Source organism: Acinetobacter sp. WCHAc060025 (genome assembly GCF_004209355.1).
In the GTDB taxonomy this organism is placed as follows: domain Bacteria; phylum Pseudomonadota; class Gammaproteobacteria; order Pseudomonadales; family Moraxellaceae; genus Acinetobacter; species Acinetobacter wuhouensis.
The window spans coordinates 144908-167676 of the sequence record NZ_SGSX01000004.1; the positions used below are offsets into that span (position 1 = coordinate 144908).

Consider the following 22769-nt stretch of genomic DNA (forward strand, 5'->3'; position numbering starts at 1 on the left):
AGTCTTTTTATCCAGATTATCTTTTCAAATAATCTGATGTGATCTCTGGAGAGATTTGTTTATCAATAAAAATTAATTATTGACCAGCTTGTGGTGCTGAAGTAGCAGGTGCTTCAGCAGCACTTTCAGTTGCAGGTTGAGCAGATGGTTGACCCGCAGCTTGAGTTTCTTCAGAAGCAGTTGGTTGTTCTTGAGTAGAAACAACAACTTGTTCTTCAGCTGCTGGTGCTGCTTTTTCTTTTGCAGCAAATGTTGAGAAAGCTGTTAAAGCAAGGGTAGTTGCTAAAAGTGTTTTAACTAAATTCATTGTGGCATCCTTTGTTCATTAAATGACGATTTAATCGTCTTAAGCGTAAAAGTCTTGTGAGAGCATCGAGTGTTAAATGCGTTGCAGTTCACAAGGAGTAAAACCATGCTAAGTGCAGAATAAAAATTGATCAACCTTTACAACAAAGCGAAACAGTACGAGTTACGTGTTTAAAACAAAGCCTTATCTTATGTAATAATTTTGTGAATAAATCGCTTTTATGAAGCGCTTAAAGTGTATGAAAATATGAAAATTTGGTTAAAAATTAATCTCATTTTTTACTTAGACTCAACATTGAATGTGGATGGTTTATGAATGTAGTATTGGAGTTTTGAATTTTTTTAGATATTTTTATCTAAAAAATAGATTTTAAATCGTAACTTTCACACAGATTTTGAATCATAATAGACCGTGTTCTAATTTCTTATAACCCGTCATATTTCATAACGTTGAGTTGATACTTTGAAGATTCTTGCGCAAAAAACAGTAAAGACCCATATCATTTCTGGCTTTTTAGGTGCAGGAAAGACCACCTTATTACAACATCTACTTCAACAGAAGCCTGAAGGGGAAATTTGGGCAATTTTGATGAATGAATTTGGGCAAATTGGGGTCGATCAACAATTATTACCGCAAGATTCGGGCTATGAAGTCAAAGAGCTATTGGGCGGTTGTTTGTGTTGTGCAGGGCAGTTGCCAATGCAAATTGCGTTATCACGCTTAATTCAAGAGAAACAACCTGATCGCTTATTTATTGAACCGACGGGTTTAGGACATCCCGCACAGCTTTTAGAACAGTTAACCGAACCGCATTGGCAGTCGCAAATTGATATGCGCGCATTAGTGACAGTTGTGGATGGTAGTCGTCTACATGATGAGGCATTTATTCAGCAAGATTTATTTCAAGACCAGCTCAAAGCTGGGCAAATTGTGGTGGTTTCCCATGCAGATTCAATGAAAGATGCAGATCAACAGAAGCTTCATCATTTTAAAGCAGATTATCTAACGTCTATTCAAACATGGTTATTGGCAGAACAGGGCAATATTGAAATTTCACAGCTCGATGTGCCTCATCAAGGTATTCAAAGAAAAGTTGTACCTTTGATTCAAGTGCAAAAACAGCTTTCTGCGGATGCAGAATTTCCAGTGATTAAGCAATTGCCATATCACTATGTTGAAACTTCAAATGGTTATACGGTTGCAGGTTGGAAATTTTCCAAACGATGGACGTTTGATTTTTACGATTTACTCGATGTGTTATGTGAGCAAAAAGATTGGTTACGAATAAAAGGGATTTTTAATACCAATCAAGGTTGGATGACATTCAATTTCAATCCAGAAGACTTGAACTATAAGTCAGGTGAAGAAAGTTTAGATAATCGCATTGAAATCATTATTCAAAATACAACGGGCTCAGATCATAGAGATTGGGAGAGTTTTGAAACTGCTTTGTTGAATTGTCGGATTGATCAAGCTGAAATAAATCAGTAATCCTGTTTAAAATCTTATAGACTGTGCGCCATATTTGAGAACTTATTTTTTGGAATTTTCATGGCACTTAAAGCAACGATTTATAAGGCAGATTTGAATATTGCCAATATGGATGTGCATCAGTATGGCGATTTTCAATTGACCATGGCATTGCATCCATCTGAAACCATTGAGCGTTTAATGGTTCGTGTTCTAGCTTTTGCACGTTTTGGTGATGAGCGTTTGGAATTTACCAAAGATTTGTTTGAAACTGATGAACCTGCATTGTGGGAAAAAGACTTAACTGGGCAATTGGTGAAATGGATTGAAGTCGGTTTGCCTGATGAAGATAAAGTGAAAAAAGCCGCAGCACGTTGTAGCGAAGTGGCAGTGATTGCTTATGGATCAGCAGTTGCAGAATGGTATAAGCGTAGTTCTAAACTCAAAACATTGAAAAACGTTCAGGTATGGCAACTGTCTGAAGCAACAACATTGGCAATTCAGGATTTGTGTGAACGTACGATGCAATTACAGCTCAATGTGATGGATGGTGAGTGGACATTGATCGGTGACAATGCTCAAGCCGTGATTGAGTGGACGCAGTTACAGTAATTTTCGTAAAATTAAACAAATAAGCATCTTGCAAAAATAATTTTCAGAATCATTCAGATTAATATTGAATGTTCCCTTATCTTTTTAGGCTGAGAAACAGCGTTTCATAAGAGGTAGGTGGTTTTATATTAGAGGCCCCTCATCCTCTTGCGGAGGTTATCTCCTCATCCCTGAGCCATATATGGTGCAAGAGAAGGAAACTCTCGATATATTTTTGAATATGTTTTGAATCTAAATCTGAATATTTTATGACTTATGTAAGAAGTCTTATATCAAGGTGTTGAACCAACATATCACGCGGAGCAAAGACATGACAGCTGAATTAGAAATTATTGATTTAAAAGTAGGTGAAGGTAAAGAGGCGGTAAAAGGTGCTTTGATTACCACGCATTACACTGGTTGGTTGGAAGATGGAACGAAGTTTGATTCTTCTATAGACCGTGGAAACTATTTTGAAACCGTGATTGGTACTGGTCGTGTGATTAAGGGTTGGGATCAAGGCATCATGGGAATGAAAGTTGGTGGAAAACGTAAATTAATCGTGCCATCACACCTTGCTTATGGTGAGCGTAAAATGGGTAAAATTATTCCTGCGCATTCAAATCTGATTTTTGAGATTGAATTATTTGACGTTAAAACACGTGATTGATAGCTATTCCAAAGTGTATTGCAAGATATAGTAATGAAAAGATAGAGGTCAGTTTGATCTCTATTTTTATAATCTTCTTTATTCACGCAGATTGAAAAGTTAAGTCTCGCATGATCGTAAAAGTTGATCTGAGTTGACTCCATTGTTTGTTCATAAAGCAGTGTTATAAGTGTAAAATTGCACTACTGTTTAACTTTTACTATTTTTGATAATAATGTGATAAAAAGCACACTGTAATGATTCTAAGACCATTAAATAATCAGCATGTAACAATCATCTACAATATTTTTGTTTTAAAAGTGTTTAAATAGTACAAATAAATAATTCTACTCAGAATTGTTTTTTTAAGATTCGTTTCAGTTTTATTCTTTTAAATCATCGTTGTAAAAGCTCTGATTATTTTCGTCCAAAAAAGGATTTTAGTACCTCAATCATTGAGGTGCTACGGGCGTATTCAGATTTAGAACAATGATGATTGAGTATTTAAATATATGTTAAGCCGTTACTTTTCTCCTTCAGCGATGATGTGCATAACACTATTATTTTCTCCTTTTTATAATAGTGCGATGGCAGAAGTAGATCCAGTTACTACTGATAGTACAGTAGTACAAGAACTTCCAAAGATTGATTTAAATACGCTGACAATTATTGGCTATCATGAAATTACTGAAAAGAAAGATGCAGTGATGCCAGCGTATGCAGTGACACCGAAGCAATTCGAATTGCATTTAGATTGGTTGCAAAAGAATGGCTATAACTTTGTCAATGTTGATCAAATTATCAAAGCCAATGAAGGTAAATCTAAGTTACCGACTAAACCAGTTTTATTGACTGTAGATGATGGTTATCAGTCTTTTTATAAATATGCTTATCCAATTTTAAAACAACGTAAAATTCCAGTGGTACTCGCTGTAGTTGGTTCGTGGCTTGAACCAAAAGCCAATGCCATGGTGCAGTTTGGTGATGACAAACTGGATCGAAAAAAACTGCTGTCGTGGGATGAGTTAAAAACCATGCAGAAGAGTGGCATCGTTGAGATTGGTAGCCATAGTTATAATTTACATCGTGGTGTAACAGGCAATCCGCAAGGGAACTCTGAACCTGCCGCAGTGACACGTGAATATAATCCTAAAACTAAGACTTATGAAGATGACAAGGATTACGCAGATCGTATTTTTAACGATTTGAAAAAGAACAATAAAGTCTTGTCTGCACATGGTTTAAAAGCGCCACGTGTGATGGTTTGGCCTTATGGTCGCTACAATATGGAAGCTGTCGCTTTGGCAAAAAAAGCAGGCATGCCGATGACCATTAGCCTAGATGATGGTCCAGACCATATTGAAAAATCTTTAGGTCATATGAACCGTATCTTGGTTGAAGGCGGAATGACAACAGACTCGTTGGCGCAAGAAATTCAGAGCCGTCAAATGGGTTTTACTGACAATAATCGTTCGCAAAAAATTATGCATGTCGATTTGGACTATATCTATGATCCTGATGAAGCACAGCAAGAGAAAAACTTAGGGCGTTTGTTAGATCGTATCCGTGATATGCATGTCACAACAGTATTTTTACAAGCTTTTGCTGATCCAGATGCCAATGGTTCAGCCGATATGGTGTATTTCCCGAATCGTTATTTGCCAATGCGTGCTGACTTATTTAACCGCGTGGCTTGGCAAATTCAGTCACGTACACAAGTGGGGCGTTTATATGCATGGATGCCATTATTGGCATGGGAATTACCTGCGTCAAATCCTGCATCTAAAGATTTAGTAGTGACGCAACAAGCAAAAAATAGTGACCATTTGAATATGGGTTATCATCGTTTAAGCCCATATTCACCAGAAGCGCGTAAAGTGATTGAAGGCCTATACGAAGATTTGGCAAAGTCGACAACATTTGATGGAATCTTATTCCATGACGACGCAACATTGTCTGATTATGAAGATGCAAGTCCTGATGCGATCAAAGCTTATGAAAAAATTGGTTTACCCGCAGATTTAGAAGAAATTCGTAATGATGATGCGAAACTTCAAAAATGGACGGATTTTAAAACCAAAACCATTGATAACTTTGCTATGGATTTGGCACAAAAAGCACGTTATTACCAACCATTCTTACTCACTGCACGTAATTTATATGCTCAAGTTGCCTTGTCCGCGTATTCTGAAAATTGGTATGCACAGTCTTTAGAACAATCTATTCAAAAATATGACTTTACTGCAATCATGGCAATGCCATATATGGAACAAGCGCCTGATGCAGACAAGTTTTATAAAGATTTAGTTAAACGTGTGAAGCAACAGCCGAATGGGATTAAAAAGACCATTTTTGAATTACAAGCGGTGAATTGGCGCAATAACCAAAAAATTCCGACTTCTGAAATGACGCAAACGATTGCTTCGTTGTATCAGCAAGGCGTAATGCATGTGGGCTATTATCCAGATGATCCAATCGAGGAGCATCCTAACACGGCTGAAATGCGTAAAGTATTCGATTCTAAACCACAACGTATGGTTCCTTAGGGTGTTGTTATGAATGCAATTCAGCATCTGTGGCAGTCGATATTAAATTTTATTTTTTATTATCCATTGTTCATGTCGTTTTTGTGGATGATCGGTGCGGTTATTTTTCATTGGAAAGAGCGTAAAGAACCGCCTTATAAACAGCCAGCGCCATTGAAAGAATATCCTTTGGTTGCGGTACTCGTGCCTTGTTTTAATGAACAGGACAATGCACATGAAACCATTAGTCATGCATTAAAATTAGATTATCCAAACTTTGAGGTCATTGCGATTAATGACGGCAGCTCTGACAATACCAAAGAAATTTTAAATGAATTGGCGTTGCAATATGACAAACTTCGTGTCGTTCATTTGGCGGAGAACCAAGGTAAAGCAATGGCTTTGCAAGCAGGTAGTTTGTTGACAGATGCTGAATATTTAATTGGGATTGATGGAGATGCTTTGCTTGATCCGCATGCAGCACAATGGATGATTCGACATTTTATCGACCACCCAACAGTTGCGGCAGTCACAGGAAATCCACGTATTCGTACCCGATCAACACTACTTGGTCGAATTCAAGTCGGTGAGTTCTCTTCGATTGTGGGCATGATTAAACGTGCACAAAGTACCTTTGGGCGTTTATTTACTGTATCTGGTGTGATCACTGCATTCCGTAAAAGCGCGGTGCATGAGGTGGGCTATTGGTCACCGAATATGTTGACCGAAGACATTGATGTGACATGGAAATTACACCGAGCAGGGTGGGAAGTACGCTTTGAGCCGAATGCTTTGGTGTGGATTTTAATGCCTGAAACTTTTAATGGTTTGTGGAAACAGCGTCTGCGTTGGGCAATGGGTGGGGCACAGGTACTATTAAAGAATATAGATGTATTGCTAAAGCCAAAACTGAACTTTCTTTGGCCCCTTATCATTGAATTGATCCTGACCTTGGTTTGGTCATATTTAATGTTAATCATGGTGATTTTCTGGATTTTGCATTTAGTTTTACCTTTGCTTGGAACGCCTGCAATCAGCTCACCGTTGTTACCAATGGGAACGGGAATATTATTGGGAACGACTTGTCTATTGCAATTTGCAATCAGTAAATGGATGGACAGTCGCTATGAATCGACTTTAGTGAAAAACTACTATTGGATGATTTGGTATCCTTTCGTATTTTGGTTGATTACCGTCACAGCAAGTATTGTGGCATTTCCCAAAGTGCTTAAGTTGGGAAGCAGTAAACGGGCGCGTTGGGTGAGTCCTGACCGTGGTATGCGCCAAGATGGCTGATGATTTGAATATGTCTGAGCAAAATCAGACCAAAGGCAAAAATATGAAAGCAGAATCTTTGATTATTGATTTGCGTAAGCAGTTGCCGTGGCATCGTCGTTATTTCTCTACGACAATGACAGCAATGTTGTGGGCATTTTGGTTATTGCTTTGGCGTCCAATCGTGATTTTGGTGGGTTATCTTTCTTTGGAAAAACCACAGTTGATCCATTATTTTTTCGAAGCTTTTGCCAAGGCTTTAGAAAATGGTTTAATTGCATTAATTGCCTGTGCGGTTTCTTTATGGTTATGGAGTAACTTTGTTCCTGCGAAAACTAAAAAGGAAATGGAACCTAAATCTACACAAGATTATGCCGACCATTTCAACTTAAATGTTGAGGCTTTAGTTCATTCACGTCAGCAGAAAATTTCAACTGTCCACCATGATGCGGATGGTCGTATCACTTATATCGACTAAGTATTGGTCGATCAAAGTCCCACCTGTTGGGACTACGATGTACAAAGGGAATCCTTCATGTCCGCAAAAATAAATTCGGCAGAGAGCATTCGAGGTTTGGCTTGCTTAGCTGTCGTTTTTTCTCATCTCGCGATGAGTTTTTTTCCATACTTACATCATTTTGATCCAAATGAAGTGACTGATTTGGCATGGGTAAATGCAACGCATCATTCACCATTTGCATTTATTTATTCAGGTGATGCCGCCGTTTTTGTATTTTTTGTATTGAGTGGTTATGTACTTAGTTATGCGACATTAAATAAGCCTGAGCAATTCCATAAAAAAATCAAAATGATGATGGTAAAGCGTTATCCTCGTCTTATGATTCCTGCGTTAACTTCGTGTTTAATCATTTGGCTGGTCTTTAAATTTGTCCATATTAATAGTCATCATGTTGGAATGTGGCTTCAAGCGTTTACTGTGCAAGGTTTTAGTTTAAAGCAAGTCCTCTATGAGGGAACAATAGGCGCTTTTCTATTTTCAGAAAGTGATGTCAATTGGGTGCTATGGACCATGACGATTGAGTTAATGGGATCATTTGCATTATTTTTTCTATTGTATCTACTCCACTATAAAAAAATCGCGTTTTGGCTAGGCTCGGTGATTATTCCTTGTCTTGCTTATTATTGGAGAGGTCAGGGATTTAGTTTCGGGATTTCGAGCTTTATTATCGGGATCTATATTTATCTTTATGCCAAAACCTTAACGAGTTATGTTGCTATCCCTATGTTATTGCTCGGTTTATATTTTGCAGGTGCGCATAATACCAGTGCATCTTATCAGTGGTTGTATGCCTTTTGGGGAGAGCACACTTATGATTATTGCAACTTCTTGGCAGGAACCCTGATCGTTTATAGTGTGCTGATGAGCCCATTATTATCCAAATGCTTAGATCATCCGATACTGGTTTGGCTCGGGAAATTATCATTCTCCATTTATTTACTGCATTTATTAATGCTGTATTTGGTGTGTATCCCTCTATTTAATTTATTCTTTAATATGGGATGGAGTTATTCTGCCTCAGCGATTCTTTCAGGGTTGAGTGCGATTGGTGCGACATTGATTGTGGCAAATTTTTATAGCCGCTATGTTGATGAATTTGCAATTAAAGCCAGCAATGCACTTGCCAATAAAGTGTTGAACTAAGCTTTTATTTGAAATTTCATGTTTTGAAAATAACTTTTACAATTTTGCAATGAGTTTGTTGTTTTTTAAGCAATAAAAAAATTGAAAAGTGTCGTAATTTGATAAAGTATAGCGGTTTTATTGGCATGGACCGCTTCAATGCATCTGATCAAATCAATAGCATTTTCACTCATGGCGATGAGCTTTCAACTCGCGCATGCAACTCCATTAAATGCTCAACAAGCATTAACTGAAGCACCACCTTTGAGTTTGTTCGAGTCGTGGAATACACCTATTGAGCCATTCAAGATTTTCAATCATATCTACTATGTCGGTACTGAAAATTTATCTTCCGTGTTGTTTGACACAGGTGATGGTTTGGTTCTAATTGACAGTGGCATTGCTCAATCTGCACCACAAATTAAAGCCAATATAGAAAAGTTAGGTTTTAAAATTACAGATGTTAAGTATTTGCTGAATAGTCATGCACGTTTAGACCAAGCGGGTGGTTTTGCGCAATTAAAACAATGGAGTGGGGCAAAATTAATCGCGAGTGCTGCCAATGCTGAAATGCTTGCCAATGGTGCAACTTCGGATTTTGCTTTGGGAAATCAATTATTATTTCCAGTGGTAAAAGCGGACATTATTATTAAAGATGGTGAACAGCTTAAACTTGGTCGCCAAACTTTTACTGCGCATGCAACACCTGGACATTTGCCAGGAGCGACGTCTTGGACCACTGATGTAAAATATCATTTTAAAAATTATAAAGTGATTTATGCAGATAGCTTATTTACAAGTGGCTATTACCTATTAAACAATAAAAATTATCCAGATATTGTGTCAGATATGCAGCAAACGTTTAAAACTTTAGAAGCGATTCATGCAGATATTTTCCTTGCCAATAAGGCTGATCGTTTTAATATGAAGCAGAAATTGGAAAAGTTGCAAGCAGGCGATAAACGGGCTTTTATTGACCCTACAGGCTTACAAAGTTATGTGGAAAAAGGCAAAGCTGACTTTGAAAAACAGTTGCAAGATCAACAGCAATTGGCTCAGTTAAAGTCTTTGCAATAATTCAATCACCATCCAATGGGTGTTCTATATGCAAAGTATAGTACATCCAACTATATTTCGATTGTAAAGTTAATAAATTGACAATGAAAAAAAATGTTACGTTTAAGCCAAATACTCGAATTTAGATAGTTATACAATTTAGAGCGTAAATTATTAAAAATATTCAAATTACAAAACCGCAAAGCCGTACATAGATTGCATTGCAATTGAAAAGTTTGAGATCATATTATGTTGAAAATTATTATTTTTATTCTCGTGATAGGCGTATTGTATGTCCTATGGCGTATGGTCGCAAAACATAAAATCAATGCAGCATTTGATCAACAACGACAAGATTTATCTCAAATTGTTCAACATGCTCAATATGATGATGAATTGCCAGAAAAGACAAAAATAATTAAGCAAATGATTGACGAGGAACGTCAAAAAACTGTTGTTGAGCTCGTTGAGCCTGAGCAGAAATTAGATGTTGTTCATGATCAAAGTCCTGTAGTTAAAATTGCAGTCACTGATGAAGATCAACGATTATTTGATGCAGTGGCTCGGTTATTTTTTGAGCAGGCTTTACAAGTCAGGGATTTTCAGCAAGCGAATAAAATTCAGCAAGATTTGATGTGTAAAATGCCGATGAATACTGAGAGCCAAGCAAGTGCTTTTGATTTTGGCGAATGGTCAGTGTTTTGGCATTATCATGATCAATCACTTGAATATTATGTGGGACGTTACGGTATTTTCTATGCCCATGTCGATCGTGAGGGCATAGAGCATAAAGCTGAGTTTAAAGACGTGATTTAAAAGATAAGGCTTAAAAGGTGTGACTTAAAAGAAATGGTCTGATTTTAAATGACTTAATTTTCGATAAGCGATTTCAATTCTTTTAATCGAAACTCAGTTGAATTGATTTGACAGTCTAGATGGGCAAAGCCAGAAGCTAATCCTAATGCACCATAAGTCAAACTACTCATAAGTTCATCACACTGGGCTATACGATAATTGAGCCAAGCTTTTTGTGATTTTTCTAATAATGCTTTATTTTTTTCATCATATTGATTATAGACTTGTTGGTAAAGTTTGTTCATTTTAGCTTTATCAGTTTTAAGTTTTTGTTCCATACATTTATAAAGCGACATTTGATCTTGTTGATTGCATTGGGCAAAACTAATAGTAGGTATGAAGCAAAGGCTAAATATTAAAAGATTGAATTTCATTGATTATTTCCGAAGTGAATTATAATGATGAGCACTTTTATTGATCAAGAGTTTGTAAAATTCTAGATTTAATTTGATCTAAATAAAATAAGTCATTGTTTAAACGATACATTAAAATAGCACCTTCATAATCCGCAACACTGATTTTTGCTAGATTTTGCGCCGTATTCTCATCAAGATTTTGTTTAAAAAGTTGATAAAAAGTGTTTTGCCAATCTTGGAAAATATCTCGAATTTTTTGAAGAATCTGTTCCGAAATTGAGCTGGCTTCGAGTGAGATGATGCCTACCAAACAGCCTTTAATTTCATAGCTAAAAAACTGTATTGCTTTGCGATGCATATTTTCAAATTGTGTGATTGGATCAACTTCATTGAAGTCATTCAGTGTGAACAACTGTTGATTTAAATATTGATGTGTATGTTCTAAGACTTTGAGTAATAAGGCTTCTTTGTTTGGTGCATAATAATAGAAAGATGCTTTACTCAACCCACAAGCTTTTGCCAACATCTCCATGCTCGTTCCTGCATATCCGTGCGCTTTAAATTGCAACGCGCAGATGTTGAGCATTTGTTCTGAGGAGAGTTTTTGTGGGCGCATAGATGTCCTTATGGCAAGCCGAATGGATTAAACATTCAAAATGTTAATCAGCGATTAAGGTGGTGAATGTATTGAGCATTTTATCCCAAATTTGTTCAGAATCTTTACGGAAATAGCCCATATGACCAATTTGTTTTAAGCCAAACTCATCTGCTGAGATGTTGATAAAGTGCATTGGGGCATTTTTATAATGTTGCATAAATGCATAACGAGAACTTGGAAGCGCCCAATCATCATCCAAGGCTGCAACTGCATAAATTGGTGTTTTGACTTGTGCATATTGCTCATGTAATTCATGTTGTTCAGGATCTGCAAAGAAATAGGTTGGGTTTTTACACCATTTTCGCCACTGCTGATAAACCCCTTTAGGGAGATCAGCTCCCATATTGAGTTTGCTCCATGGTAAATAGCCAGTGACAGCAACCATTGGCGGAAAGACGATATTCCAAATGGCTTGGACTTTGATTTTTTCTTTAAAAGGCATATAACCGTGCCAACCTGCACCAGTACCAAAACAATACATCGCTGTGACTTTTTGATGGTTTGGGGTTAAACCTAAAGCCTGCCCACCGTAGGAATGTCCAACTAAAAATAGTGGTGCATATTCATCATAGAAGTAATCAATTGCACCTGCTAAATCAAGCTTTCCCCAATCCAGATAAGACATTTGAAAGCCTTTTAAATGTCGCGGAGCAGATTTTCCGATTCCACGATAATCAAATGTTAAGACTTCATAACCCAGTTGTGTCGCATATTCAGAGAAACGACGATAAAACGCTTGTGGCACACCTGTTGCACTTGCAAGGACGATTTTAGCTGTACTTGGATGTGTTGGAGAATAGAGTGTTCCATTCAGTTCATATCCATCTAAAGCTTTAAAAGTAACGGACTGTGCATTGAAGCTATTTTCATTAGCAAAGTCTGTTTTACTTGAAGCGTCTGTTCCGGTTTGGTGTTTTACATTTTGCATCATCGTTTCTCTATAGATCTACATCGCTGACTATTTATGAATTTAAAATAATCAATTATTTGCCTTTGAACTGTGGTGCTCTGCGTTCAAGCATTGCCATAACACCTTCTTGTGCGTCTTGTGAGGCAAGTAATGGCGTGAGCAAACCTTGTAAATTGGCAAATGCTGCTTCAGGGCTTTGTAAAAAGGCTTGATGTGCAGATTTCAGCGCAGCTTGAACAGCAAGCGGTGCTGCCTGAGCGATACGTTCAGCCAATTCAAGTGCACGAATTAATTGATTGTTACCTTCAACAACTTCAGTTACCAGATTCATTTCATAGGCAGTTTGTGCATAGAATAAGTCGCCAGTCAGTACATATTTCATGGCTTTTGCCCAGCCTGCTGCTTGCACAAAACGAACGGTTGCACCGCCGAAAGGTAAAATGCCACGTTGTACTTCGATTTGAGTAAATTGGGTATTTTCATTGGCAACTACGATGTCGGAATTCAACATCAACTCAATTCCTGCGGTATAGCAATAACCTTGTACTGCGGTGACAAGCGGTTTGGTTCTTTGGCGTCCAACCGTTCCCCAAGGATTGACAATATCATCTGAGAAATTGAAAACGCCGTCCGCCAGTTTAGGTTGTAACTCAACCAAGTCTAAGCCAGCGGTAAAATGATCGCCATGGGCAAATACAACAGCGCAGCGTAGTTCAGGATTGTTTTCGTATTCTGTTAATGCTATTGATAGATCGTGAATCATGTGACTATCAAATGCATTGCGTTTATTCGCACGGTCTAAGCCAATGAGGAAAATATGACCACGAATTTCACGACTGACTTTTCCTTGTGTATCTGACATTTTTTGTTCTCACATTCATTTTGGGTTTAAATGTTTTTGATGCTATTTAAGTTTTTAAACGATCGTTAGAAAACAGTCAATCTTTAATATGTGACTGTATCGTTTAAGTTGTATAGCGCAGAAAAGCGTATGGCTAATTGGCAAACTGTATTGAGTTTTGAAAATGAGATGGCTATTCTTGTGAAAATTTTTTAAATTGAATAATCATGAAATATAAAAAAATGTTTTTGAGTCTTTCGTTATGTGGCAGTTTGTTGCTTGTGGCATGTCAAAAAAATGATCAAAAGGTGAGTGCGAATGAAAGTGGACAGAAACAAGATGTAACGCAACACAACGTAGCACAGAAGAAAGACAATAAAGCATTGATGTTAGAGGCAATCAAAAAATCGAATAAAGAATTACTAGGTGGGACATGTAAGATCGTATCTGATGTCGATGACGATAGTTTAATTATTGGCGATCTTAACCGTGATGGAAAAGCTGACTTTTTATACGGTTATGCAAAAGTTTGGGAGTGTGATGCACAAGTTCCTGCCTATGAATATGCTGTATTTTTACAGAATAAAGATGGCAGTTATCGATTAGCTTCAATTTTTGCAGCAGGCATGCAAGACCACTTAGATCGAATTGAGTTTAATCGCATTGAAAATAATATTATTAAAGGCGTTATCCCATATTCAGAAGAAAAAGTGCAGTACATTTATAAAAATAAATCTTTAGAAGAAATAGAAGATCCAAATAAGAAAACGATTATTCAACTCGGGAAGCAGATGTATTCTAATAGTAGTCCTTTTTTCGGCGAGCTTGATCGTATGAGCTATGTGGTGGATGAAGTTGAATGCGGTGGCTTTTTTCCTGATGATCAAGCTGAGAAAAGTACGACGATAGACCATTATGATTTACGCATTGCAAACGATCAAATGGTGGTGATGGGGGTATTTGGTTTAACAGCAAAAGATCAAGTACAAGTGATGGGGAAAACAGTCACATCAGCTACGACTTTGAGCCAAGTAAAGCAACTTTTTAAAACAGGTTATAGCCTTGATGAAAGTAAGAACTCAACTGATACGATAGGTGCTGCAAGTGAGAATGCTGCTAAATTGAAATATGATGTAATGCTAAGTATAAATACTAAAGATATGGATGATGCTTATCTATTTTATTTTAAGAATAATCAATTGATTGCAGTAAAATATTTTATACCGTGTTAATGATTGATGTTACGCATTAAAGCTATGCCTAAAGCTTAGAATGCTCAAAATACTTATGATATAACAATATTCTTGAGCTGGCACAGCCTCATCTGCCTTTTTAAACTTAGATTCATTTGTGTCGGCGATGCCTCCCTTTTGAAGGATCAAAATGGACAAAAATCCTTTGTTGAGTCAGGGGTTCGTCCTGACCCCCGACCCAACAGCGACATCCATGTCGCCTAACGCGATAGTACCGCTGATTTGCAATAACTTCAGTTAATAATTCAAAATCCATTATCTTAAACATAAAAATGCCCAGTGAAAAAATTCAAAGGGCATTTTTATTGAAAAACTAATTTTTTATTTCTTCAATTTACCAAGTACTTTTTTCAAAGGTAACTTATCTGTGGCAAAGCCATAAATGGCTGCAAAGGGCAGTGCAGTACGTGCCAGATAAGCTACACGCCATAAACCACCATGATTTGCGCCCTCCATCATTAACTCTAATGGATGTTCCATTTGAGTTTCAGGATTCGCTACAGATTTTGGATTTCTGAGATCATGAATCCACAGTGCTGCCATGATTGAATTGGTGGTTTCAGGGCTAAAAGCTTCAACATCAAACAAACTTGCGCCGTTAAAAGCTGCTTTAAGTAAAGGATTCTTCGTCACCGAATGCGTGGTTGTTGATGGTGCAATATTGATGCTGACACGTTGACCTTGATGACGGGCTAAAGTTGCACGCCATTGTTGAATACGTTTTGCCAAAGCATAGTTTGGACCTTGCTCAACGACCAAACAATCCGCGATCCCATAAGATTTTCCATTATCAGAAGCAATTAAGTTTTGATCATTGTCTTTAAAAAACTGCTTCATCGATAGGGCAGAAATGCCTTTACTTAAAATAATTTCAAGTTTAGAGCGTTGTGAAAACTTATCGGTTGAACCTTGAATGACTTCTTGAGGCACAGCATAAACATCGGTTGGTGTACACATGTACATCAGTGAAGAATCAGGCTTCTGCTCACTGACATAGCTCATGATGCTGTCCATTGCCATAGAGACACGGACATGTTTTTCACCATCCAAGTAAGCAATCGAAGCCAAGTCTAATTTATGCGGATTTTCACTTAACCATTGGGTAATCTCAGGGATTTGAGTCAGTAAGTTTGCACCAAGTTTGGTTTTTAATTCTTCTAAATTTTGGGTGTCGTCAATTTTTTCTAGGCTAGGTGCATAAAGCGTGGCATTACCTTTTTGTATAGTATTTAGGATTTTTCCCCATACACGCTCATTAGGAAGATCAATCGCAATAATATTGGCTTTCCATTGAGATAACCATGTGAGCGGCCCTGCTTCAGAGGCAGCACCAAATAACACCATCGTGCGGTCAGACAGATCAAACCATTCAGGATGAGCAACAGCTTCTCGTAAAGCATTGGCATGGCTTTCTTCAATAATTCCTGCATCTAACCAAGTTTGAATTTGATCCAGTAAAGCTTGACCGTGTAATTTTTTTCCATGATAGGGAACAAACCATTCAGGTTTTGCTTCAGAACAACCTTTCAGCGCAACCGTCTGAATTTGAGTTGTGACAGGAACTGTCATGACATCTTTTAGAGAATAGCGTTGCCCATCTCTAAAAAAGTCAAAACTGTGCTGTGCTTTATGTAAACCTTGTTTGGCAATGGTGATCGAATTATTACTTGAGCGGATACCATTTTCGACCAATGCCTTAAAATAAATTGGATAATGTTTACGCCAGTTCTTTTCTTGCAAAGCGTGTTGTGAATTTTGGTGATCGACCAATGAAAGTGCTTCAGCAATAATTTCCTTACCCACTTGAGAACTACTTACTTTATGAGTTTCAGGATCAATTGGAAATTGTAAACCATCATTTGAACTGGACATGCAAAATCTCTCGTTTTATTTCATCATTAATATACAGATGTATACATTATCCATGCAGAGTTTAGCTAAAGGGTGGCATTTCCTAACAATTTTCTGAGTAATTAGTCGTACAGTCTATGTGGAAATAAATTTGTTATATCAAAGGAAATATTGATGATTTTATAAAGAAAAAACCTTCTTTATAGAAGGTTTTAAGTATGAGGAATTGGTTGTTTAAAATTTACTATTCTAGATTAGCAGTTCCCTTTTTTAGCTTGACCCGGTGGACAAAAACGACCATCGCCATGTCTGTGATCATTATAAACCCCATTGGGATCTACAACGATGCTACCCTCACGTGTATGTACAGCACATGCACTTAAAGATAGCATCAGACTGGAACATAGTAATAAAATCATTTTTTTCATTTTTAGATCCTCTACGGAAAATTTGATTTTCACTTAAAATTTAAGACCTATTGAGCCATTTCAAAAGTACTTTTGTGTAAATGAATGAGCATTTAAAAAATAATTTTATTGTGAGTTTATGGTTTAAGAATAGTTCTAAAACCAACATGGGTTGTGGCAAGATCTAGCTCTTGTGGATGACGACTACTGGTTCTAAATCTTGCACAGTAATTATTGGCACATAAAAAAGAACCACCTTTAATTACATAGTTTTGTGCATGGATTTGTTGTTGACGTAGATGGCGATAATCTCCCATGTGTTGATCATGGGCGCCTGTATAGGGTGATGTTGTCCATTCCCATACATTTCCAATCATATCATAGAGTTGGAATGCATTCGCAGGAAAGCAACCAACAGGTGCGACACCGTCAAATTGATCTTGCTGTAAATTTTGAAAAGGAAATTCACCTTGCCAATAATTTGCAATGGGTTGGTGTTGCTGATTTTGTGGTTCATGATGCAAGGGTGTGTCATGGGTAGATTTCGCTTTTGCAGCATATTCCCATTGTTCTTCTGAGGGTAAATCTCTCTTAAGCCATAGCGCATAATGTTCAGCATCATTTTGGGTAACATAGCGTACGGGTTCTGCAGGATTCGGTTGAACACCTTGTTCACCATAGGGTGTTTTCCAAGTAAAACCAGATTTGAGTTGCCACCATTGCTGAGGATGCTTTGGATCTGGACTAAATACAGCAGCTTGTCGTTGCTTTTCAGCATCTGTAATGTAATGTGTTGCATTTACAAAACTTGCAAATTGAGCAACTGTAACTTCGGTTTGATCGATCCAAAATCCAGAAATTTTACGCTTTTTTTCACCAAAATTGACCTCATCAGGATAGGCAATATTTGAGCCGAGTTCAAAACTTCCTTCGGGAATCCAAACCATACCCGCATGCTTATCTTTTCCCCAATGATGAGGTAAGCCTGAATATTTTCCACATTTTTGTGGATCACCTAAAATTAATTGTGCCTTTGACTGGTGTTGTTCATGCTCGGTATTTGATGAAACATGACAGCCTGCAAGGAGCAAGCTGACACTGATTGCAATGATGTACTTTACGATCATTGTTTAAATTCCAATACACCATTTTGTTGAGTGTATTTGTTATATACTTCAACGAGTTTAGATACTTGTTCTGGACGACTATCTGCAAGATTATTTCGTTCACCACGATCATCTTTGAGATTGTAAAGCTCCCATTTTCCAGTACCAAGATTGCCATTTGCTTGATAAGCAATTTTCCAATCGCCTTGTTTAGCATATTTACTGCCATGCAACTCGTCAGCAAAAGCAAAGTCAGCAGGGCGAATACTTGCTGTTTTGTTTTCTAAAGTTGATTTCCATGAAATACCTGATGGATTGTTGATTTGACGACCTTTGTATTGATCTTTCGGTACGGAAACATTGGCATATTCAAGTACAGTTGGAAATACGTCTAATACACTTGCGAAGCCATGATAGATATTTTCAGCTTTCTTTTGATTTGGAAGTTTGACAATAGCGGGTGCTGTGGTTGCACCTTCACCTGCGGTATCTTTCCATAAATGAAAAGGTGCAGCACTGACCTCAGCCCAACGTGGCCCAATATAGTGATATGAGTTTGCAGTGCCTACAGCTGCTAATGAAGTATCAAAGCCTGTTTCTGTACCATAAGTGCCACGAACAAAGCCTTCTGCACCATTGTCAGAAACAAAGAAAATCAGGGTATTTTCATACTGCCCATTGGCTTTCAAATATTGAATCAAACGACCAATATTATCATCAAGATTTTCAACCATACCTGCGTAGACTTCCATTTTACGCGCCTCTAAAGCTTTTTGTTCAGAGCTGAGTTCGTTCCATTTTGGATATTTAGGAATTTGAGCGGTTGCTAATGGGGCAGCCGCTTGGAAGTTTGTAGGAAGGATACCCAGTTGTTTCTGTTTCGCAATACGTGCATTACGGATCTGCTCATACCCAACATCATATTGACCTTTGTAGCGATCACTGTATTTTTGCGGCGCTTGGATTGGCCAATGTGGTGCTGTATAGGCGGCATACGCAAAGAATGGTTTTCCAGAGCGTTTCCCACTGTCTAAATATTGAATCAACTTATCTGTATAATAATCAGTTGAGAAGAAATCATCTGGCAAATCTGAAACAGCAATTTTTTGACCATCTTCAGTATAAGTTGCTAGTCCTGCGCGGTTGTATTGGCTTGGGTTTTGTTTGAAATGAAGATCTAAGCCTTGTAATAGCGTAAATGAATGATCGAAACCTTTGGCATGCGCATTGGTTTCAGGTGTTAAACCCAAATGCCATTTACCACTAATGTAAGTACGGTAACCATTGTCACGCAATACCTCAGCAATGGACAATGAGCGATTATTTAAATAGCCCTCATAGCCTGGCTGACCTTTTAGATGTGCTGGCGTGAGTTCCGCCATTGTACCGATTCCGGCTTGATGATGGTCTGTACCAGAAATCAATTGTGAACGAGTAGGAGAGCATGTCGGTGCTGTATGGTAGTCGGTCAGAATTCGCCCTTCTTGGGTTAAGGCATCTAAATTAGGCGTATGAATTTCACCACCAAATGCTCCGAGATCAGAATAGCCTAAGTCATCTGCCATGATGAATAAAACATTGGGCTTTGGTTTTTGGGATATAGCTTGATTGGAATCGTGATCATCATTACAACCCGCCAGATAGAAGGTAAATAAAGCGATTGAAATTGAACTTACAAGTTTTAGTTTTTGCATGGCAATGATGACGTTTTATATAAATTTATAATGAAGCTTAGCGAAAGAAGAAATGAGCTAAAAATATTAAAAAATGCTTTTTAAAGCAGAATAATTCTTGAGAAAAATTTATGCTGAACAAAGCTAATATTTTGAAAAGCTATTGAAATACTTAAATTCATTAAAAAAATACAATGAAAACAGACAAAAGAATAAAATAAGAATGTTTTTAAATTTAATTCCGACAATTTTAGTTGATTTTTATTCATTCAGCCTCATCTTCAGTTAAAATACCGACTTCAGCTTGAGGATAGAGTTATGTCGACTGAGAACACCAATGCTGCAGTTGCAGAAGAAATTCCAAATTTATTGATTACTCCAAATGCACAGGAGTATTTAAAAGATCTATTGGAGAAACAAAATACTCCTGGAATCGGCGTTCGTGTATTTGTTGAAAATGCGGGAACTCCACGCGCTGAATGCTGCATGGCGTATAGTGCGCCTGAAGAAATTGCGCCAACAGATTACAGACAAGATTATCCAGATTTTCCTGCATTTATTGATACACCATCTATTCCGTATCTCAAAGATGCTGTGATTGATTACAACAAAGATCGTTTTGGCGGTCAGTTGACTTTCCGCGCGCCAAATTCGAAAGTGCCACGTGTAGGGCCAGATGCGTCTATTGAAGAGCGTATTACTTATGTACTTCAAGCAGAAATTAATCCAGGTTTAGCAGGGCATGGTGGTAACTGTGCGTTGGTTGAAGTGCTTGAAGATGAAGAGCATGGTTTAACTGCAGTGTTGAAATTTGGCGGTGGCTGCCAAGGTTGTTCTGCAATTGACGTAACTTTAAAGCAAGGTGTAGAAACGACACTGAAAGAACATATTCCTGAACTTGGACGCGTGGTCGATCAAACTGACCATAGCCAAGCGGATGGTGCTTATTTCAAATAATGATCTACATTGTTTGAATATGATTGTTTAAAAACCTCCTTTTGGAGGTTTTTTTATTTCAGTAATAAATTAATGGAAAATATTTGAATATTTAAGTTTCTTAAATGAATCTTAAATAGTCTTTATTTTTGATTGAGTTTTAGTCAAATAGGTATTAATAATAAGAATAATTATCAATATTAATTGTAATAGTGTTCTATTTTGTTAAGCTGTGGGGCGAAATCTACATGGTTTATCCATAAATTAGCCTCTTTGGAATACTTATATGTCTAATCGTATCATCCAATCTGTGTTATCTCTCTCTATTGTTGGCATCATGATGGGGGCTGCGCATGCAGCAGATTCACAAAAAATTTCTAATGAAACTGATTCACAAGCTCAGGAATCAGTAAAGTTACAAACGATTGTTGTGACAGCATCTGGTTCGGAACAAGATGTGGCTGATGCTCCTGCATCAATTTCAGTCATTACAGCGGAAGAGCTACAAAAGAAATCTTATACAGATGTGATCGACGCGGTTAAAAATATTCCAGGTGTTTCAGTACAAGGTGGAGGAAACAATAAAGAAATTACCATTCGTGGTATGGGGGCAAATTATACCAAATATCTCATTGATGGACGTCCGATCAGTGCAGGAAGAGTCGTGAATGGGAATGGTACAGATGGTGGGAAAATCGGTGCCTATTTACCACCTATCGATATGATAGAGCGAATTGAAGTTGTTCGTGGACCAATGTCATCATTACATGGCTCTGATGCCATGGGCGGTGTAATTAATATCATTACTAAAAAAGCATCATCTACGTCGTGGCAAGGCAGTATCTCTCCAGAATATACCAAGTCAAATAATGATTATGCCAATGATAGTTATGGTGTCAGCTTATACGCCACAGGCCCATTAATTAAAGACAAGTTATCATTAAGCTTAGATGGTAACTTTCAAGGTACTGATGAAAGTGACTATATTGGCGGCGAAGGTCAAAAATCAGCATCGAGTGAATCTGAAAAGAAAATTAGAAAAATTGGAACAGGCTTGCTTTGGAGTGTCGATGAACAGAATGATATTGGTTTAAGATATGATTTTACACGACAAGAATATACGACAACTTTAGGTAAAAGTGTGGGGGTAGCGAGTCAGGCTTCAACCAATGAAAATGAAAAAGATGTTTGGACCCTAAGCCATAAAGGCAACTATGATCTGTTTTCAATTGATAGTTACTATCAAGATGAAACGACAAAAAAAGTATATAGTGGCGCAGTCGCAGATCAAAAACAGGAAGAATTAAAATTATTTAATACCCAAGCGTCTTTCAATATAGGCAATCATGCTTTGATCACTGGTGGTCAATATCAGCAGGAAAAAATTAAAGATACAACCAATGGCCTAGCAAGTGTTACGGGTGTAACCTCGCTTGATCGCTGGTTATTTGCATTATTTGTCGAAGATCAGTGGAGTCTTACTGACGATTTCGCTTTAACAATTGGCGCTCGATATAATAAAGATGAATATTTTGGTGGCGAAATTACACCAAGAATTTATGGTGTTTATCACATAACTGATGCTTTCACTTTAAAAGGTGGTGTAAGTACAGGGTATAAACAACCGACGATTAGTCAAATATCAGAAGGTTTTGGAAGTCGTACAGGAAAAGGGAGTGCTGTAATTATTGGTAACCCTGATTTGTCACCAGAAAAAAGTACCAGTTATGAATTTGGCTTTAATTACATCGCGCCTGAAATTGGTTTATCGACAAGTTTAATGGTCTTTAAATCTGATTTTAAAGACAAAATTGTTGAAGATCGTTTATGTGATACGCCAGGGACGACAAATAGTTCTCCTGTGTCAGAGTGGAAGTGTTCTGCAAATGGGCAACCTTATCGCTTTGTGAGTCAAATGAAAAACGTTTCTGATGCAGAAATGAAAGGTGTCGAGTTCTCTTTAAATTATGATTTACTTGATAATTTACAGGCAAATACCAACTATACCTATACTAAATCTGAGCAAAAAAGTGGTGAATTTAAAGGACAGCCTTTAAATAAAATGCCAAAACATATGCTAAATGTTGGATTGAACTATGATGTGTCAGATGACTGGAACACTTGGATAGACTATAACTATCGCGGTAAAACCAGTGATTATTTAAGTCGTACAACGATGGAGGCAGGTACTCCTGCTTATGGTACTTTTGATGCAGGTGTCGTTTTTAAAGCAACACAAAAATTAAGTTTAAGTGCTGGTATTTATAATATTGCCAATAAAGAAATCACCAATAGTGAATATGATGTGGTTCTTGATGGACGACGCTATACAGTGGGCATGAACATCCGATTCTAATCAGTCATGGAAAAAAAGCCTCCGTTTACGGAGGCTTTTTACTGTACGTCAT

General features: G+C 37.5%; 21 protein-coding genes. 12 read left to right on the forward strand and 9 right to left on the reverse strand.

The window, feature by feature from the left end:
- Window positions 1-76 precede the first annotated feature (76 nt).
- On the reverse strand, window positions 77-307 hold the full coding sequence (locus EXE09_RS04705; protein WP_087552884.1) for a hypothetical protein: 231 nt from the start codon (window positions 305-307) through the stop codon (window positions 77-79).
- 462 nt (window positions 308-769) lie between these two features.
- On the opposite strand from EXE09_RS04705, the gene EXE09_RS04710 reads away from it, so the two are divergent.
- The 9 genes from EXE09_RS04710 (at window position 770) to EXE09_RS04750 (ending at window position 10331) form a co-directional block, all read left to right on the forward strand.
- Window positions 770-1798 carry a CobW family GTP-binding protein gene (locus EXE09_RS04710; RefSeq protein ID WP_130116503.1) on the forward strand — a complete coding sequence of 343 codons (1029 nt, stop codon included), beginning with the start codon at window positions 770-772 and terminating at the stop codon, window positions 1796-1798.
- 60 nt (window positions 1799-1858) lie between these two features.
- On the forward strand, window positions 1859-2389 hold the full coding sequence (locus EXE09_RS04715; protein WP_130116504.1) for a YaeQ family protein: 531 nt from the start codon (window positions 1859-1861) through the stop codon (window positions 2387-2389).
- A gap of 310 nt (window positions 2390-2699) precedes the next feature.
- Window positions 2700-3038 (forward strand): FKBP-type peptidyl-prolyl cis-trans isomerase, encoded by a 339-nt coding sequence (locus EXE09_RS04720; RefSeq protein WP_068975765.1) that lies wholly within the window; start codon window positions 2700-2702, stop codon window positions 3036-3038.
- Between the two features lie 491 nt (window positions 3039-3529).
- On the forward strand, window positions 3530-5563 hold the full coding sequence (pgaB, locus tag EXE09_RS04725) for a poly-beta-1,6-N-acetyl-D-glucosamine N-deacetylase PgaB (protein WP_130116505.1): 2034 nt from the start codon (window positions 3530-3532) through the stop codon (window positions 5561-5563).
- 9 nt (window positions 5564-5572) lie between these two features.
- Window positions 5573-6838: a poly-beta-1,6-N-acetyl-D-glucosamine synthase gene (gene pgaC, locus EXE09_RS04730; protein ID WP_130116506.1), complete on the forward strand. Its 1266-nt coding sequence runs from the start codon at window positions 5573-5575 to the stop codon at window positions 6836-6838.
- 43 nt (window positions 6839-6881) lie between these two features.
- A complete protein-coding gene (gene pgaD / locus EXE09_RS04735) occupies window positions 6882-7295 on the forward strand; it encodes a poly-beta-1,6-N-acetyl-D-glucosamine biosynthesis protein PgaD (protein ID WP_068975855.1) in 414 nt (137 codons plus the stop codon).
- A gap of 57 nt (window positions 7296-7352) precedes the next feature.
- Complete coding sequence (locus EXE09_RS04740; RefSeq protein WP_130116507.1) at window positions 7353-8480, forward strand: acyltransferase family protein; 1128 nt, start codon at window positions 7353-7355, stop codon at window positions 8478-8480.
- A 138-nt stretch (window positions 8481-8618) separates the two neighbouring features.
- A complete protein-coding gene (locus tag EXE09_RS04745) occupies window positions 8619-9536 on the forward strand; it encodes an HARLDQ motif MBL-fold protein (protein ID WP_130116508.1) in 918 nt (305 codons plus the stop codon).
- Window positions 9537-9764: 228 nt separating this feature from the next.
- On the forward strand, window positions 9765-10331 hold the full coding sequence (locus tag EXE09_RS04750; RefSeq protein ID WP_130116509.1) for a hypothetical protein: 567 nt from the start codon (window positions 9765-9767) through the stop codon (window positions 10329-10331).
- Window positions 10332-10384: 53 nt separating this feature from the next.
- On the opposite strand, the gene EXE09_RS04755 is transcribed toward EXE09_RS04750, so the two are convergent.
- From EXE09_RS04755 to EXE09_RS04770, 4 genes are read right to left on the reverse strand one after another with little or no spacing between them, the layout of a single operon-like run.
- Window positions 10385-10744 carry a lysozyme inhibitor LprI family protein gene (locus tag EXE09_RS04755; protein ID WP_130116510.1) on the reverse strand — a complete coding sequence of 120 codons (360 nt, stop codon included), beginning with the start codon at window positions 10742-10744 and terminating at the stop codon, window positions 10385-10387.
- A gap of 37 nt (window positions 10745-10781) precedes the next feature.
- On the reverse strand, window positions 10782-11342 hold the full coding sequence (locus EXE09_RS04760) for a TetR/AcrR family transcriptional regulator (protein ID WP_130116511.1): 561 nt from the start codon (window positions 11340-11342) through the stop codon (window positions 10782-10784).
- 43 nt (window positions 11343-11385) lie between these two features.
- The gene (locus EXE09_RS04765; protein WP_130116565.1) at window positions 11386-12312 is read right to left on the reverse strand and encodes an alpha/beta fold hydrolase; all 927 of its coding nucleotides are present in this window, start codon (window positions 12310-12312) and stop codon (window positions 11386-11388) included.
- A 55-nt stretch (window positions 12313-12367) separates the two neighbouring features.
- Entirely contained in the window at window positions 12368-13156 is a 789-nt protein-coding gene (locus EXE09_RS04770) for a crotonase/enoyl-CoA hydratase family protein (RefSeq protein WP_130116512.1), read from the reverse strand.
- A gap of 206 nt (window positions 13157-13362) precedes the next feature.
- Here EXE09_RS04770 and EXE09_RS04775 point away from each other — a divergent pair, with 206 nt between their 5' ends.
- Window positions 13363-14367, forward strand: coding sequence for a hypothetical protein (locus EXE09_RS04775; RefSeq protein ID WP_130116513.1), 1005 nt, complete (start codon window positions 13363-13365; stop codon window positions 14365-14367).
- 342 nt (window positions 14368-14709) lie between these two features.
- On the opposite strand, the gene EXE09_RS04780 is transcribed toward EXE09_RS04775, so the two are convergent.
- From EXE09_RS04780 to EXE09_RS04790, 4 genes are all read right to left on the reverse strand, one after another.
- Window positions 14710-16260 carry a hypothetical protein gene (locus EXE09_RS04780; protein ID WP_130116514.1) on the reverse strand — a complete coding sequence of 517 codons (1551 nt, stop codon included), beginning with the start codon at window positions 16258-16260 and terminating at the stop codon, window positions 14710-14712.
- Between the two features lie 233 nt (window positions 16261-16493).
- Window positions 16494-16667, reverse strand: coding sequence for a hypothetical protein (locus EXE09_RS18715; protein ID WP_165382036.1), 174 nt, complete (start codon window positions 16665-16667; stop codon window positions 16494-16496).
- A 116-nt stretch (window positions 16668-16783) separates the two neighbouring features.
- Window positions 16784-17773, reverse strand: a complete 990-nt coding sequence (locus EXE09_RS04785) for an SUMF1/EgtB/PvdO family nonheme iron enzyme (RefSeq protein WP_130116515.1) — start codon at window positions 17771-17773, stop codon at window positions 16784-16786.
- Entirely contained in the window at window positions 17770-19446 is a 1677-nt protein-coding gene (locus EXE09_RS04790; RefSeq protein WP_130116516.1) for an arylsulfatase, read from the reverse strand. The genes EXE09_RS04785 and EXE09_RS04790 overlap by 4 nt, the downstream gene beginning before the upstream one ends.
- A gap of 297 nt (window positions 19447-19743) precedes the next feature.
- Here EXE09_RS04790 and nfuA point away from each other — a divergent pair, with 297 nt between their 5' ends.
- Entirely contained in the window at window positions 19744-20382 is a 639-nt protein-coding gene (gene nfuA, locus EXE09_RS04795; protein ID WP_068973464.1) for a Fe-S biogenesis protein NfuA, read from the forward strand.
- Between the two features lie 265 nt (window positions 20383-20647).
- On the forward strand, window positions 20648-22717 hold the full coding sequence (locus tag EXE09_RS04800; RefSeq protein ID WP_228257163.1) for a TonB-dependent receptor domain-containing protein: 2070 nt from the start codon (window positions 20648-20650) through the stop codon (window positions 22715-22717).
- Window positions 22718-22769: the final 52 nt, after the last annotated feature.